We start from the raw sequence: 15,112 nt of genomic DNA, 5'->3' as shown, positions 1-15,112 counted from the left end.
GAGGTTGGAACGAATGAAGATCTTCAACAGAGAAAGGATTAGACAGCTTAAAGAAATAGCTCGGCTCTGTCGGGGAGATATTTTGAAGATGACCTACGTTGCGAACTCTGGTCATCCAGGTGGTTCTATGTCTTCATTGGAGATCTTTTTGAGTCTGTTCTCTTTTGCCAATATCGATCCTAAGAATCCTTTCGACCCATTGCGAGATAGGATTGTCGTAAGCCATGGGCATACATCACCAGGTGTTTATTCAGTACTCGGTAGACTTGGGTTTGTGAGCACAGACGAAGTCATAGCAGGTTTTAGACATCATGCGAGTATCTTTGAGGGCCATGTGACACGTGGTATCCCTGGCGTGGAATGGACCACAGGAAACTTAGGGCAAGGTTTGTCTGCTGGTGTTGGATTCGCGCTTGCCGCCAAGATAAAGGAGCAAAACTATCATGTCTTTGTGGCTATGAGCGATGCAGAACAAGCAAAAGGACAGGTTGCCGAAGCCCGCAGAGTGGCTAAGAAGTACGGTTTGAGCAACATAACAGTTGTCATAGACTACAACGACGCCCAGATATCTGGACGCGCACAAGATATCATGCCGGTAAACATAAAGGCAAATTATGAAGCAGACGGATGGAGAGTTTTAGAAGTTGATGGCCATGACATAGAACAACTTCTGAATGCCCTGAATGAAGCGGTACAAGACAAGCTAAATCCCGTTGTGATCATCGCACACACAGTCATGGGTAAAGGTGTTTCTTTCATGGAGAACGATGTCTCTTATCATGGAAAGGCACTCACAAAAGAACAACTCGAAAAGGCTCTAAGTGAATTAGGAATAGAGAACGATGTCGAAAAGTACATCAAGATGAGACAACAGCTTGGAAATGAAAAACACAAGCCACTACATGTTGAATATCCCATCAAAGTAACTGTCCCACAGAATAGGACATACACCGACAAAATGGACAATCGCGGAGCCTTTGGGAAGGCGTTGCTAGATTTGGTAAAAGCGAACAAAGACAGTGAAACACCAATTGTGGCAATAGACTGCGACCTTGCAACCTCTGTAAAACTCGACGAAGTTCAGAAACATGCCCCTGAAATGTTCTTCGAGTTGGGCGTTCAAGAACACAACGCCGCAGCGGTCGCTGGTGCGCTTTCCGCAGATGGGGTAATTACCTTTTTTGCCGATTTCGGTGTCTTCGGTGTCAGTGAGACTTACAATCAACACAGACTGAACGCTATAAATCACACCAATCTGAAAGTGGTTGTCACTCACTGTGGTTTGAATGTTGGAGAAGACGGCAAGACACACCATGGACTCGATTATATCTCTGCTCCAGCCAATTGGTTGGGTTATAAAGTCATAGTACCTGCCGATCCAAACCAGACAGATAGAGTAATCAAATACATCGCAGGTGTTTACGGAAATTACCTGATTGCCATGGGTAGGGCAAAGATGGCACCAATTTTAGATGAGAACGGGAAGATCTTCTTTGGCGATGACTATCGGTTCATCTACGGAAAGATAGATATCCTCAGAAAAGGAGACAGAGTAACTGTTATCACCTGTGGTTCAATAGTAGAGAACGCAGTCAAGGCAGCAGATCAGTTCAAAGGCAAGGTATCTGTGCTGAATGTCTCGTGTCCTTTCGATCTGGACGAATCAGCACTCAGAGAATACGCACACAACAGAAAGGTTCTCGTCTTTGAAGACCACGCAGCACCACTTGGCCTTGCCGCGCTTTTGGCTAAGTTTTTCCTCCAGAAAGGCATTATTCCATCTCAATTTGAACAGATTGCGGTGGATGAACACGCAGTTTCTGGACCATATGAAGCTTTGTACGATATCTATGGACTCAGTGCATCAAAGATAGCTGAAAAACTGGGTCAGATGATCGAGTGAACGAAGAAGAGACAAAAACAATAATCGATTTCATGGAATCTATCGGTTACAGATTCTTGGAGCCCAGGCTTATCTACACCGCTCTGTGTCATTCTTCATACTCACACGAACAGAAGCAGCGCGGCAGAAAGGATGTTGAATCCAACGAGAGGTTGGAATTTCTTGGCGACGCAGCGATTGACTTGATAATAGCAGAGTATCTTTACACTCATTTCCCCGATGCTCCAGAAGGTGTTATGGCTAAGATAAAAGCAGCCGTTGCAAGCGAAGAAGCCCTCGCTCAAATAGCGAGAGACATCGATCTGGGCAGCTATCTTTTTTTGGGTCGTGGCGAAGAGATCACAGGAGGACGTGATAGAGATTCAATACTTGCCGATACCTTAGAAGCTGTTGCAGCGGCGATATACATAGACGGCGGCGTTGAACAATTGAAAAGATGTCTTCTTTCTCATTTTGCAAGATATGCGCAAGAAATCTCCGAGGGCAAGATCGTCTTTGACTACAAAACTCATCTGCAAGAGATCACCCAAGAAAGATTCAGACAGTTGCCCGAGTACATTCTCGTTGACGAGAAAGGACCATCACACATGAAAAAATTCGTTGTTGAACTCAGACTGAACAGAAAAACAATAGCATTTGGAGAAGGATTTTCCATAAAGGAAGCCGAAAAAGATGCGGCAAAGAAAGCCCTCGAAAAGCTCAAAGGAGAATTCGATCGGTGAGTATCCTGCCGGTTTTCTTGCCTCAGATGGGTTGTAAAAGAAGATGCATCTTCTGTGATCAAAGATCGACAACAGGTGTCACAAATGCCCCAACTCTTTCTGACTTAGTTGAGAAGGCAAGAGATTACAAAAGAATCTCTCAGCAATTTGAAATCGCTTTTTATGGTGGTACCTTCACGGGACTACCCTATGCTGTACAACTTTCTTATCTTGATTGGGCAAAGAAATATATCGATGAAGGCATCTGCAAGGGAATTCGAATCTCTACCAGACCTGATGAAATCAACGAAGAGAATATCATCTTTCTGAAAGAATTCAGAGTGTCTTTTGTCGAGATCGGGGCACAATCATTTGATGAAGATGTTCTCCAGGCGTCTATGAGGGGACATACCGTTGAGGACATCGAAAGAGCCTGTAAGATCTTGAGAGATCTGTCTGTTGATTTCGGCATACACTTGATGATCGGCCTTCCAAATGACAGTAGATCAAAGGATATCCACAGTGCCTGGAAGGTTGTAGAACTTGGAGCCAAGACTTGTAGAATTCACCCAACCTTGGTCTTGAGAGATTCAGACCTCGCAAAGCTTTATTCGATAGGGCAGTACCAACCACTGAGTCTTGAAGAAGCAATCGAGATTTCTTCTGAAATGATTGGTATTCTCGAAGCCAACAATGTCAGAGTGATAAGAACAGGGTTGTTCATCCCTCCTGATCTGCAGTCCAGCATAATAGCTGGTCCATATCACCCGCGATTTGGTGAACTCGCTAAGATAAAGTTGCTCGAGCAAGTGATCGATCTTCTTAAACCACAAAAAATTGTTTATACTAATAAACAAGAAAGTATGATCAGAGCACTTGGTTTGAAAGGAACATCTGGCAACAACTTTGGCTTTTTCCTGAACGGTGCGTTCTTGGAATGGAAGGATGCGCTGAAGAAATGCTTTGGAGGTGTGAAAGGTGTTCGAGAATTTGAAGAAAGATGCACTAAAACAAATTGAAACTGCAAACGATTTGCAACAACTTGAGAAAGTAAGAGTGGCTCTGCTGGGTAAAAAAGGAGTCATCACAGAACAAGTCAAAAGCATAGGAAAATTGCCTCCCCAGGAGCGTCCCGAAGCGGGCAAGATTTTGAACCAATTGAAGAACGAGGTTGAAGAAGCAATCGAAAAAAAGAAAGAAGAGTTGCAAAAAAAGGAAAGCGGAAAGCTTTCGCCGAAGCTTTGGGTTGACGTGACATTACCTGGTGCGAGGAGACGTGTAGGGCATCGACACCCTATTTCCAAGACCCTTGAAGAGATAGAAACCATATTCGTCTCGATGGGCTTCAAGATCGTGGAAGGTCCAGAGATAGAAGACAGCTGGCACAATTTCGATGCACTGAACACACCTGAATGGCATCCTGCGAGAGATGAACACGATTCTTTTTACATAAATGATCTCCTTTTACGTACTCACACCTCTCCTGTTCAGATAAGAACAATGCTCTCTGAGCAACCACCAATTGCGATCATTTCTCCAGGGAGAGTCTACAGAAGAGACTACGATGCCACTCATCTGCCGATGTTCACCCAAGTCGAAGGTCTGTATGTGAATGAAGATGTCTCTGTTGCACACCTGAAGTACGTTCTTGAAAGATTCGCACAACAGATCTTCGGTAAGGAAAGGCAGATAAGGTTAAGACCGAGTTTCTTCCCCTTCACAGAACCCAGCTTCGAGGTAGATGTTTCCTGTGGTGTCTGTGGTGGAAAAGGCTGTCAAGCCTGTGGTTACACAGGTTGGCTTGAGATTCTCGGTGCCGGGATGGTTCATCCGAACGTTTTCAAGAACGTTGGTTACGATCCACAAAAGTGGACTGGCTTTGCGTTTGGTATGGGGGTTGAACGCATCACAATGCTCAAATACAACATCAAAGATATCAGGGATTTCGTGAGAAACGACAAGAGGTTTTTGGAAAACTTCTGATGGAGGGATAGATTGTGCTTGTACCCATAGAATGGCTTAGAGAATACGTAAAAACAGATTGGAGCGATGAAGAAATAGCAAATACACTCACCATGTCAGGTACAAGTGTGAGTAATCTGATCACACCAGCCCTGAATGGAAAGATACTCTGTGCGTTGGTCAAAAAGGTATCGATCCATCCAAATTCAGATAAGCTTCACGTTTGCGAAGTCTTCGATGGTTCACACACTCATACGACTGTAACATCAGATATGAGGGTAGTTGAGGGCTCAAAGGTTGCAATAGCCTTTCCTGGTACAACCCTTGCCAATGAAAACATCGTTGAAGCAACCTCAATAAAAGGTGTTAACTCGCAAGTTGTGATGTGTTCCTTGGAAGAGCTTGGTCTTGAAACGAAGTCTGAGTGTGTTCACCAAATAGATGAGGACATACCACTCGGGACTGACTTAATTGAATTCTGGAAACTCAACGGCAAGACACTCGAGATCGAGATAACACCTAACAGGCCAGACTGCCTTGGTGTGATCGGTGTCGCACGCGAGCTTGCAGCACTGTGTCGAAAACCCTTGGAAAAACCTCAAATATCTTTCAAAGAAACAGACAAAGCCATAGCTGACCTTGTGGAGATTTCAATAGACGATGTAGATGGTTGTCCAAGATACAGTGCAGGTTTCATGGAATCTGTTCAAGTGAAACCAAGCCCTATCTGGATGCGAAGGAGATTGATGAATTCAGGTATTAGACCAATAAACAACATCGTCGATGCCTCCAATTACGTGATGCTCGAGACTGGCCATCCCGTCCACATCTTTGATTATTCAAAGATCTCTGATGGGCATATAATAGTCAGAAAGGCTCTAAAAGACGAGCAGGTTCTACTCTTAGATGAAAAGACGTATTCACTGAAAGGAATAGAGACACTCATCACCGACAAAACGAAGATCTTGGCAGTCGGTGGCATCATGGGAGCTGCCGACAGCGGTGTGAATGACAAAACAAAGGACATCGTCTTGGAAGTTGCTTATTTCAATCCAGTGAGAATCCGCAGAAGTTCGAAGGCATTGAACATAAAATCTGATGCCTCCTACCGTTTTGAAAGAGGCGTCGATCCAAATGATGCGTTCTTCGTGCTATCACGCTTGGTGCAGATCATCCAACAACTCGCAGGTGGAATTGCTGCAAAGGGCTTTGCAGATCTCTATGTGAAGAGAATCGCGCCAAGGGAAGTTGCTCTCAGAAAGTCAAGGCTCAATTTGATCATGGGCACAGCTGTTAACGATGAAAAGACAGAGGAGATCTTGAAATCTCTTGAGATGGAAAGCCAAAAAACAAGCGAGGGCTGGAAAGTGATTGTACCAACCTTCAGGCCAGATATATCCATCGAGGAAGATCTCATCGAAGAGGTTGGAAGGATCTATGGGTATGAAAAAATCAGTACACAGATGCCACGAATACCAGCCATTGGTGGTGGATGGAGTAATCTGCAGACCTTCAGGAAAAAGATCAGAGAATTTCTCATCGCAAGTGGCTTGGATGAAACAATGAATCTCTCTTTCACTTCTTCAAAACTAATCGAGCAGCTTATGAAACTCAACCCAGTGAGGCTCAACAATCCACTCACAGAAGAAATGGACTGTCTCAGACCTTCTTTGGTCTTTGGCTTGATGGATTCACTCGCCTACAACATGAGAAGGCAGTTAAAGGATGTCAAATTCTTTGAAATCGCCAAGGTGTACTACTTGGAGAACAGTACTCCCACTGAGAGAGAAAAGATAGGCATCATCATGAGCGGCCAGCTTAATGAAGATGATTACACAGATCAACGATCTGTATCTCTGTTGAATCTCAAAGGCATTCTCGACGAACTGTCCGATCATCTCTCGATAAAACTTGAGGTAGAACCTACCCAGATCGATTGGTTAGTCAGCGGTAGGTCTGGCAAGATTATCTTGCATGATCAACCCGTTGGAATCATCGGAATGCTGAGCAAGATCTTCAATCAAATGTACGATATCAAAGCAGAGATTTACTACATGGAACTCGATCTCGAAGTTATTTTCAAGAGCTACAAGACCGTGAGACAACTGAAGGCTATTTTGAATTACCCAGCCGTAAGAAGAGACATCTCTCTACTCATACCAGTTGGTTTTTCCTCAAAAGAAATCATATCTTTTCTCAACAACTCAAGCGAGTACATAGAAAAAGTTGGCATCAGCGATGTATACAGAGGAAAGGACATACCAGAAGACACCATCAGCGTTACTTTCTATGTGATCTATCGAGCTATCGATCGTTCTTTAACCGACGAAGAAGTGAACTCGATCTTCGAAAACACAGTTCGCCAAATAGAAACCAGATTTGGTGTGAGAAGGAGATTTGCATAGAGCTGTGAAAATCTACGAATATGACGTAGATCTTCCGTTGAATGTTGAAAGACAAGATCTTGAAGGTTTTTCAGTGATTTCATTCGACGCAGTCTATGAACCAGAGATCGAAGAATCAAAGAGGATCTACGTCTACAACTTTCAACCAGAGAAGCCCTGGGCAAATCTGATCTTTCTTCACGGTATAGGCAATGGTAACATACCGTACCTACTTTGGTTCGGCAAGTACTTTCAAAGACATGGCGTTGAAACCTTTTTTATGGTGCTTCCATATCACGAAAAGAGGGCTAAGCCAGATTGGTCCGGTGGCGAGCCCTTTTTCTCTCCATCTCCAATGTACTGTTCAAAGAGGTTTCACGAAGCCATAAAGGATGTCAGAAGAACACTTGATTACATTGATCTTCACTCAAGAGCTCCCACATCAATAATGGGCTTCAGTTTTGGCGGCATGATAGCAACGATGTGCCTGGCTTTAGACAAAAGGTTGAAAAACGGCATCCTCGCTTTTGCTGGAGGAGATTGGCGCTGGATAAACTGGCATTCACCGTACACTGAATCCCTCAGAGAGAACTACGCAAAGTACAGCAATGAATATGGCTGCAGTGATGAAAAAACCTGTGTTGCAAACAGGACAAATGACATGAGAAAAGTAGGTCATCTCAACAAAATAGACGATATATTTTCACTCTATCCTGCCTGTTTTCACTATGATTCATTGAGTTACGCGCAGTTTGTCGAACAACCAATCCTGTTCTTCCAAGGTGCTTTTGACAAGATCATTCCCCACAACAGTTCTCAATCTCTCTTGGAGAGACTACCAAACTCAGAGAGAATCATCATCCCTTCTGGTCACAAATCTTCTTACCTCTTCAGAAGATTCATTGCGTACAAGACAATAGATTTTCTCAAGAAGAATCTTTGAGTCTTCACTGCTGAACAACTAGATTGTGTTAAGAAATCTCCTTATTTGTTGACATGGCTTTGGTTTAGTGTATAATTTTTTTTCGGACACCAGCAATGGTGGCACGAGTCAGATAATTTTTTCACAGGGGGTGAAGTTGTGAACACAGGCAGATTGGCAAGGATTTTGCTGGTAACTCTATGTGTGCTGGTTGCTACGTCACTCTTGGCTGCTCCAAAGTACGTCCTCAGATTCAACCACGTGCTTGCACCGACCGAACCTTACCACGAAGGATTTCTCAAATGGGCAAAGGCTGTTGAAGAGAGAACCAACGGCGAGTTGAAGATCGAAGTTTACCACAGTGCACAACTCGGAGTTGAGGAAGACATTCTCGAGCAGATCAGAGCTGGAGCAAACATCGGACAAAACACAGATTCTGCGAGAATGGGTATGTATGTTCCACCTATAGCAGTGATGAACGCACCTTACTTTGTGAACTACCTTGGTGCAACAACACCAGAAGAGGCTCTTGAAGCTCTTGCAAAACTCAAACAAACTCCAACAATGCAGAAGTGGCTGAAAGAACTCGAAGAAAAGTACGGTTTCAAAGTTCTTTCCTTCATGTGGATTCAGGGCTACAGACACTTCTTCACAAACAAACCCATAAGAAAGCCTGAAGATCTCAAAGGACTGAGGATAAGAACACCAGGAACACCCATTTGGCAGGAATCTGTTCGTGCACTCGGTGCTCAACCTGTAGCCCTTGCTTTCGGTGAAATCTACACAGGTATCCAGACCAAGGCAGTCGACGGAGCAGAGCTGGTCTATGCAAACATATCTGGTGGAAAGCTCTACGAAGTCCTGAAGTACGGTTCAGAGACAGGGCACATCCTTCTGATCAACTTCGAAGTAGTCAGTGCAAAGTGGTTTAACAGCCTGCCAGCAGAGTACCAAAAGATACTCGTTGAAGAGTGTGACAAAGCTGGTGTAGAAACCTCTTTGAAAATAACAAAAGAACTGAACGAAAAGTTCAAACAAGAAGTCATAGCCAAAGGCATGCAGATCGTTACAGATCCTGATATTGCTGCATTCATGAAAGCTGGTGAGAAGGCATACGAAGTTCTCAAACTCGTCGAGGCAAGAGATCAACTTGTCAAGGAACTGAAGGAAATGCAAGGAAATTGATCAATTCTCGTTCGCTCAGCCCAACCTCAGTCGGGGTTGGGCTTTTGACCTGTCTTTCACAGAGGTGATTTTGGTGAAAAAGTTTGACCAGTACCTACTCGCATTCGAGAAAACTGCGGCAAAGATTTTGATCGTTACGATGATCATCTTCATCTTCACTTCCGGTATAGCAAGGTTCTTAAGACATCCGATGAACTGGGCTGTTGATATGAGCACCTTCATGTTTGCGTGGGCATGCTTCTTTGCTGTCGACGTTGCGTGGAGAAACAATCGAATGATGTCTGTTGATCTGTTAGTGAAAAGATTTCCTGAGAAGGTTCAGAAAGTGATCAGACTGATCAATTATTCGATAATAGCTGCCTTTTTGGTCTATCTCATAATCTGGGGGATTCGATTAACCTACACAACCAGATTCAGAACCTTTGCTGGTATACACAACTTCAGCTACTCGTGGGTAAATGTCAGTGTTCCAGTAGGTGCCGTTTTGACGCTCCGAACCACAATAATGAAGATAATAGCAGAGTTTAAGAAATCACCAGACAAACTCCGTTCAGAGGAGGAAAAGTGAAATGATCTTGGTCATTATCGTCTTTGCCGTTTTTTTGTTAATGGGTATGCCTGTGGCATTTGCGATAGGCATCTCTGGTTTTGTGTGGTTCTTACAAAATCCATCGCTTCCTATAACCATTCCCATACAGGTGAGCCTTTCGCAGATCTTAAACTTCACTTTGCTGGCTATTCCACTCTTCATCTTGGCTGGTAACGTGATGAACTACGGTGGTGTGACGAGTAGGTTGATGAACTTTGCAGCTTCACTCACTGGACATATGAGAGGAGGACTCGGACAGGTTTCTGCTGTTCTGTCAACTCTCATGGGAGGTGTTTCTGGTTCAAGTATCGCCGATGCAGCAATGGAAACACGAATGCTTGGACCCGAGATGCTCAAAAGAGGTTACCCAAAAGGCTATGCCGTAGCAGTGAATGTTTGGACATCTTTGATAACTCCAATAATACCTCCAGGAATTGCTTTCATCATCTATGGAACCATTGGGCAGGTTTCGATCGGAAGGCTTTTCGCTGCAGGTATCGTTCCAGGACTCTTGTTGATGATAGCGTATATGTTCGCAATATGGGTGTCTGCAAAGAGAATGGGACTTCAACCAGAAAGAGAAAGACGCGCACCTGCCAGCGAAGTCATGAAGGCATTGGCAAAAAGCATCTGGGCAGTCATATTCCCCATTCTGCTCCTCTTGGGACTTAGAACTGGTATCTTTACTCCATCGGAGGTTGGTTCCTTTGCGGTCATATACGGACTGATAGTTGGTCTTGTCATCTACAGAGAACTTGATTTGAAAACTTTCTTTAAGCATACACTCGATGATTCCATCAACGATGTTGGTAGCGTTATGTACATCATAGCCATGTCGCAGATCTTCGGGTACGGTTTGGTTTGGGAAAAAACACCAGAGAAGTTAGCATCTTTTCTGCTCAATATCAGTACCAATCCCTATGTGTTGACGACTATGATCATTCTCTTCTTGATCTTTGCGGGTTTGTTCATAGATGCAACTGCCCTGATTCTTATGTTGACATCTGTCTTACTACCTGTGGCAAGAAGAGTCGGCTTGGATCCTGTGCACTTTGGTTTGGTCTTTATACTCGCCGCTGCTATGGGCAACCAGACGCCACCTGTTGGTGCATCGATGTACGCTGGCTGTTCGGTTCTGGGTGCATCTGTTGAAGAATACACAAAGGCATCTTTACCGTTCTTCATTACCACGATTGCGGTGATACTTATCATAATGTTTTTCCCGCAACTGGTTCTCTTTTTACCGAATCTTCTGTTCAAATGAGTCAAAGGAGGTGCGACCAGATGGATTTCTCTGGCAAGGTCGTCTTGATAACAGGTGCAGGTTCAGGCATAGGACGTAAAGTAGCGATCATGTTTGCCGAGAGAGGCGCAAAAGTAGCAGTCAACGATCTGTCTGAACATAGGGGAAATGAAACAGTAGAGATGATAAAGCAGGAAGGCAAAACAGCCATTTTCATCGCCGGAGATGTTTCAAAGGATGCAAAACAAATCATTGAAAAGGTCGTGCAAGCTTTTGGCAAAATCGATATCCTCGTGAACAATGCGGGTATTGTTCCATATGGGAACGTTGAAGAGAGTTCAGAAGAGGATTTTGAAAAAACTATCGAAATAAACGTGAAAGGTCCATTTTTGCTGTCCAAATTCGCCATCGAAGAAATGAAGAAACAAAAATACGGCGTCATAGTCAACATTGCCTCTGAAGCTGGCTTGGTCGGTATTCCAAGAAGATGTGTCTACAGCGTTTCAAAGGCAGCTCTGTTGGGTTTGACAAGGTCACTCGCAGTAGATTATGTTGACTTCGGTATAAGAGTGAATGCAATATGCCCAGGAACGACTTACTCTCAAGGGCTTGCAGAAAGAGTCAAAGCTTCGCCAGATCCTGAAGAAACCATGAGAAGAATGGTTTCAAGAATTCCAATGAAGAGGCTCGGCAAAGAAGAAGAGATCGCCTTTGCCATACTGTTTGCTGCGTGCGACGAGGCGTCGTTCATGACAGGAAGCATTATCAATATTGACGGTGGTTCGACGATGGTGTAGTTTCATATTATGAAAGTGATGAAAAGTCAAAAAACAGCCCATCAGTCACAGCATTCATTGAGGCAGCATCCAACCAGGAGGTGGAACGATGGACATACTGCAGACACTGAGAGATAACTATGACACCTTAACAAACGCTGAAAAAAGAATAGCAGATGTGATCTTAAGAGATCCAAGAAGTGTACTTGAATGTTCGATAAGCGATCTGAGTAGATTGGCGAATGTGAAGAGCGAAGCATCGGTGGTAAAGTTCTATCGAAAGTTGAACTTGAGTAGTTTTCAACAGTTCAAGGTGCTTCTTGCCCAAGATCTTTCGAAAGCACCGTTGGAGATCGTTTACGAAGATGTCTCAGACCAAGATGATTCAAAAACAATAACACAGAAGATCTTCAAGGCAACCGTCAAGGCGATACTCGACACACTTGATAACCTGGACATCGCATCGATTGACAAAGCGACCGATTTGTTCAGAAAAGCTCAAAGGATACTTTTCTTTGGTTTTGCGGCTTCTGCCGCCGTAGCCTTTGATGCCTTTCACAAATTTACAAGAATTGGCAAGAACTGCCTTTTTTCCAACGACGAACACATCATGTCAACAATCTTGGCAAACTCCACACAGCATGACTTACTCGTTGCTGTTTCTCACTCAGGTGAAACAAAATCAGTCGTTGCATTTGCAAAAAAGGCTCTCGAGCTCGGTGTGCCAGTTGTTGCCGTAACAGGCAACAGAAAATCAAGTCTCGCAAAGGTATCGACAGTCGTTCTCACAACGAATACAAGAGAAACACGCATCAGAACTGATGCTATGACTTCTCGCATAGTTCAGTTGGTAATCTTAGACACAATTTACACATTGCTCGCCGCACGAGATCCAAAGGCAATTGAAAGTCTGAACAAAAGTCGTCTTGCGGTGTCAGAGTTGAAATATTGAAATCAGCCTTTAGGGGGCGATTGTGTGAAGACCGTTCTAATAGTGACAAGAACCTTTGGGAGGTATTCCCCTGATCCAATTGAACTGCTCAAAAGCAATGGGCTAAACCTCGAATGGAGTGATTCATTACAACTCGAGTCGCTGAGAAAGGCAGATGCAATCATTCTTGGAACAGGCAAACTTACAGGCGAGATGATTGAGAATTCTTCTTTAAAGATCATTGCCAGACATGGTGTTGGCGTAGACAACGTTGATTTGAAGAAAGCCACTGAAATGGGCATACCGGTGACCATTACTCCAAATGCCAACACAGTTTCTGTAGCCGAGTTGGCAATTGCACTCATCCTTGCACTCTCAAGAAAGATCATCGATGCACACAGAGATCTCTCTGAGAGAAAGAAGTTCTCTTCGCCAGTCGGTGTAGAACTTTTCGGAAAAACCCTTGGAATAGCCGGCTTTGGTGCAATAGGTAGAGAAACTGCGAAAAGAGGTCTATGCCTCGGCATGAAGGTAATCGCCTTTGACCCCTATGTTGATGGTGAGACAATGCGCCAGTATTCAGTTGAAAAGGTTGACTTCGACACACTTTTCAGAACAAGTGATTTTCTATCACTGCATCTGCCACTCAATCAATCAACTCGAAAGATGATTGGCAAAAGAGAAATTGAAATGATGAAAAAAACAGCCTTCTTGATCAATACATCTCGCGGTGGAATAGTGGATGAAATGGCTTTGGCTGAAGCTCTGAAAGAAAACAGAATCGCGGGAGCAGCACTCGATGCCTTTGAGGTAGAACCACTGCCTGAAAAGCATGTACTTTATGACTGTCCAAATCTGATTCTAACTCCTCACATAGGTGCACACACGTACGAAGCAATTTACAAGATGAATATGATGGCGGCTCAATCTGTAGTAGACTTCCTCAACAAGAAACTCCCAAGACACATAGTGAACACCGAGGTAGTAGCAAAGCTCTTAGAACAAGGCTTTTCACAGTAGCAAGGAGGTTTATCAGTCATGGGAATGTACGTTGGCGTTGATTTGGGTACAACCGCGGTTAAGGTGATTGTGTACAATCCCTCAAATAGAAAGATCGAGATGGAGACGAGCCGTTCGTATGAACCCTTTTCGATTAGTCCAGGAATCTTTGAGCAAGAGCCTTCGCAGATTGAGAATGCGGTTTTCGATGCTTTGAAGCAAGTAGCGGAATCTTTCGGTGATATCGATGCGATAGTTTTGGATTCAGCACTGCACACCTTACTCTTTCTTGATGAAGGCTTTGAACCTCTTGGCAACATCATTCCGTGGCTCGACGAAAGATCGGTTGAACAGGTTAGAAGAATTTCAAAAGATGAGAAACTGGCAAGGGACTTACATAGAAAAACCGGTTGTCCTGCAGACACAGTCTACCCATTCTACAAGATCTTGTGGTTTCATGAAAATGAAAAAGAGAAGCTCAAATCAGCTGCAAAGGTTGTCTCTCAGAAAGATTACATCGTCTACAGATTGACGGGAAAACTAATAGCAGACATCAGCGTGGCTTCTGGAAGTGGTTGTCTTGACATACACAAAAAGGACTGGTGCTACGATGAACTGAAAAGCCTCGCTGGGCTGGGCAAAGAAAAACTACCAGAACTCGTATCTGTGAGAGACGTACTAAAACTGCACAGCTCTGCGGCAGAAAGAACAGGTTTGCGTGAAGGTCTTCCTGTGTTGATAAGCATCTCAGACGCAGCAGCATCAAGTATAGGTGCTGGAGCTGGTGTTGAAGACTCTTTGACAATCTCTGTGGGCAGCAGCGCTGCAATCAGAACGATCGTTAAACAACCTCCCGAAGAGTATCCAGTACCTGGCATTTGGTGCTACATACTCGACGAGAATCACTACATAACAGGTGCTGCCATCAAAAACGGTGGGTATGTCTTCGACTGGTATATAAAACTTCTTTCAAAACACGATCACAGCACAGTTGTAAAGAAAGTCGAAAAAATACTACAAGATCTTGATCTGGAAAATTCAGCTCTTTTTTACCCATTCATCTTTGGAAAGAGATTTCCAAAGTTCGATCCGACTCCTTGTGCAAAGTTTGACAGACTCAAGAGTACTACCACTGACGAGCAGATCGCAAGAAGTGTGCTTGAAGGAATCGCCTTCAACCTGAGACGTGCTTTTGATGTCGTCAAGAGGATGCCGAAGAGACTCGAAAGAGTCGTTGCAACAGGTGGTTTAACTCAAGCAGATGTGTGGATGAAGATGATCTGCAACATCTTCAATCACAGAATTCTTCTGCAGAGCAGTCGTCAAGGCGCAGCACTTGGAACCATACTGTATGTCCTGAGCGAAGGCGATCTTACTTCACTGAACAAAGGATTTGAAAATGCTGCAGTCTACGATCCAGAGCCGGCGCTAAGTGATTACTACGAAAAACTCTACAAAATCTGGCTTGAAGGTCTCTGAGCATCTTAAGGAGTTAGTCTAAACAAAGTTCTCTTTTT

13 protein-coding genes are annotated in these 15,112 nt (G+C 44.0%); all 13 read left to right on the top strand.

All coding sequences use genetic code 11. From position 1 onward, the window contains the following. The first annotated feature begins 13 nt into the window (after positions 1–13). Positions 14–1,903 carry a transketolase gene (locus ACSFC1_RS10205; RefSeq protein WP_435566078.1) on the top strand — a complete coding sequence of 630 codons (1,890 nt, stop codon included), beginning with the start codon at positions 14–16 and terminating at the stop codon, positions 1,901–1,903. Next, positions 1,900–2,625, top strand: a complete 726-nt coding sequence (rnc, locus tag ACSFC1_RS10200) for a ribonuclease III (protein WP_435566077.1) — start codon at positions 1,900–1,902, stop codon at positions 2,623–2,625. The genes ACSFC1_RS10205 and rnc overlap by 4 nt, the downstream gene beginning before the upstream one ends. Then, positions 2,622–3,623, top strand: coding sequence for an elongator complex protein 3 (locus ACSFC1_RS10195; RefSeq protein WP_435566076.1), 1,002 nt, complete (start codon positions 2,622–2,624; stop codon positions 3,621–3,623). Before rnc ends, ACSFC1_RS10195 begins: the two co-directional genes overlap by 4 nt. Then, on the top strand, positions 3,583–4,587 hold the full coding sequence (gene pheS / locus ACSFC1_RS10190) for a phenylalanine--tRNA ligase subunit alpha (RefSeq protein ID WP_435566075.1): 1,005 nt from the start codon (positions 3,583–3,585) through the stop codon (positions 4,585–4,587). Before ACSFC1_RS10195 ends, pheS begins: the two co-directional genes overlap by 41 nt. Before the next feature lie 14 nt (positions 4,588–4,601). Beyond that, positions 4,602–6,971, top strand: a complete 2,370-nt coding sequence (pheT, locus tag ACSFC1_RS10185; protein ID WP_435566074.1) for a phenylalanine--tRNA ligase subunit beta — start codon at positions 4,602–4,604, stop codon at positions 6,969–6,971. Between the two features lie 4 nt (positions 6,972–6,975). Then, complete coding sequence (locus ACSFC1_RS10180; protein WP_435566073.1) at positions 6,976–7,893, top strand: alpha/beta hydrolase; 918 nt, start codon at positions 6,976–6,978, stop codon at positions 7,891–7,893. Between the two features lie 138 nt (positions 7,894–8,031). Next, positions 8,032–9,057 carry a C4-dicarboxylate TRAP transporter substrate-binding protein gene (locus ACSFC1_RS10175; protein ID WP_435566072.1) on the top strand — a complete coding sequence of 342 codons (1,026 nt, stop codon included), beginning with the start codon at positions 8,032–8,034 and terminating at the stop codon, positions 9,055–9,057. A gap of 73 nt (positions 9,058–9,130) precedes the next feature. Beyond that, positions 9,131–9,625 (top strand): TRAP transporter small permease, encoded by a 495-nt coding sequence (locus ACSFC1_RS10170; RefSeq protein ID WP_435566071.1) that lies wholly within the window; start codon positions 9,131–9,133, stop codon positions 9,623–9,625. Between the two features lies 1 nt (position 9,626). Next, on the top strand, positions 9,627–10,910 hold the full coding sequence (locus ACSFC1_RS10165) for a TRAP transporter large permease (RefSeq protein WP_435566070.1): 1,284 nt from the start codon (positions 9,627–9,629) through the stop codon (positions 10,908–10,910). Positions 10,911–10,930: 20 nt separating this feature from the next. Next, entirely contained in the window at positions 10,931–11,686 is a 756-nt protein-coding gene (locus tag ACSFC1_RS10160; protein ID WP_435566069.1) for an SDR family NAD(P)-dependent oxidoreductase, read from the top strand. Between the two features lie 88 nt (positions 11,687–11,774). Next, positions 11,775–12,617 carry a MurR/RpiR family transcriptional regulator gene (locus ACSFC1_RS10155; protein WP_435566068.1) on the top strand — a complete coding sequence of 281 codons (843 nt, stop codon included), beginning with the start codon at positions 11,775–11,777 and terminating at the stop codon, positions 12,615–12,617. A 24-nt stretch (positions 12,618–12,641) separates the two neighbouring features. Then, entirely contained in the window at positions 12,642–13,616 is a 975-nt protein-coding gene (locus ACSFC1_RS10150; protein WP_435566067.1) for a phosphoglycerate dehydrogenase, read from the top strand. An 18-nt stretch (positions 13,617–13,634) separates the two neighbouring features. Then, positions 13,635–15,074 (top strand): gluconokinase, encoded by a 1,440-nt coding sequence (locus ACSFC1_RS10145; protein WP_435566066.1) that lies wholly within the window; start codon positions 13,635–13,637, stop codon positions 15,072–15,074. Positions 15,075–15,112: the final 38 nt, after the last annotated feature.

Source organism: Pseudothermotoga sp. U03pept (genome assembly GCF_051235805.1).
Classification (GTDB): Bacteria; Thermotogota; Thermotogae; order Thermotogales; family DSM-5069; genus Pseudothermotoga_B.
This window is presented reverse-complemented; position numbering and strand designations above follow the sequence as displayed.

Excerpts from the sequence above, each read along its gene's own strand:
- ACSFC1_RS10155 (WP_435566068.1), top strand. The coding sequence starts at position 11,775 with ATGGACATACTGCAGACACTGAGAGATAACTATGACACCTTAACAAAC.
- ACSFC1_RS10160 (WP_435566069.1), top strand. The coding sequence starts at position 10,931 with ATGGATTTCTCTGGCAAGGTCGTCTTGATAACAGGTGCAGGTTCAGGC.
- ACSFC1_RS10145 (WP_435566066.1), top strand. The coding sequence starts at position 13,635 with ATGGGAATGTACGTTGGCGTTGATTTGGGTACAACCGCGGTTAAGGTG.
- ACSFC1_RS10165 (WP_435566070.1), top strand. The coding sequence starts at position 9,627 with ATGATCTTGGTCATTATCGTCTTTGCCGTTTTTTTGTTAATGGGTATG.
- ACSFC1_RS10205 (WP_435566078.1), top strand. The coding sequence starts at position 14 with ATGAAGATCTTCAACAGAGAAAGGATTAGACAGCTTAAAGAAATAGCT.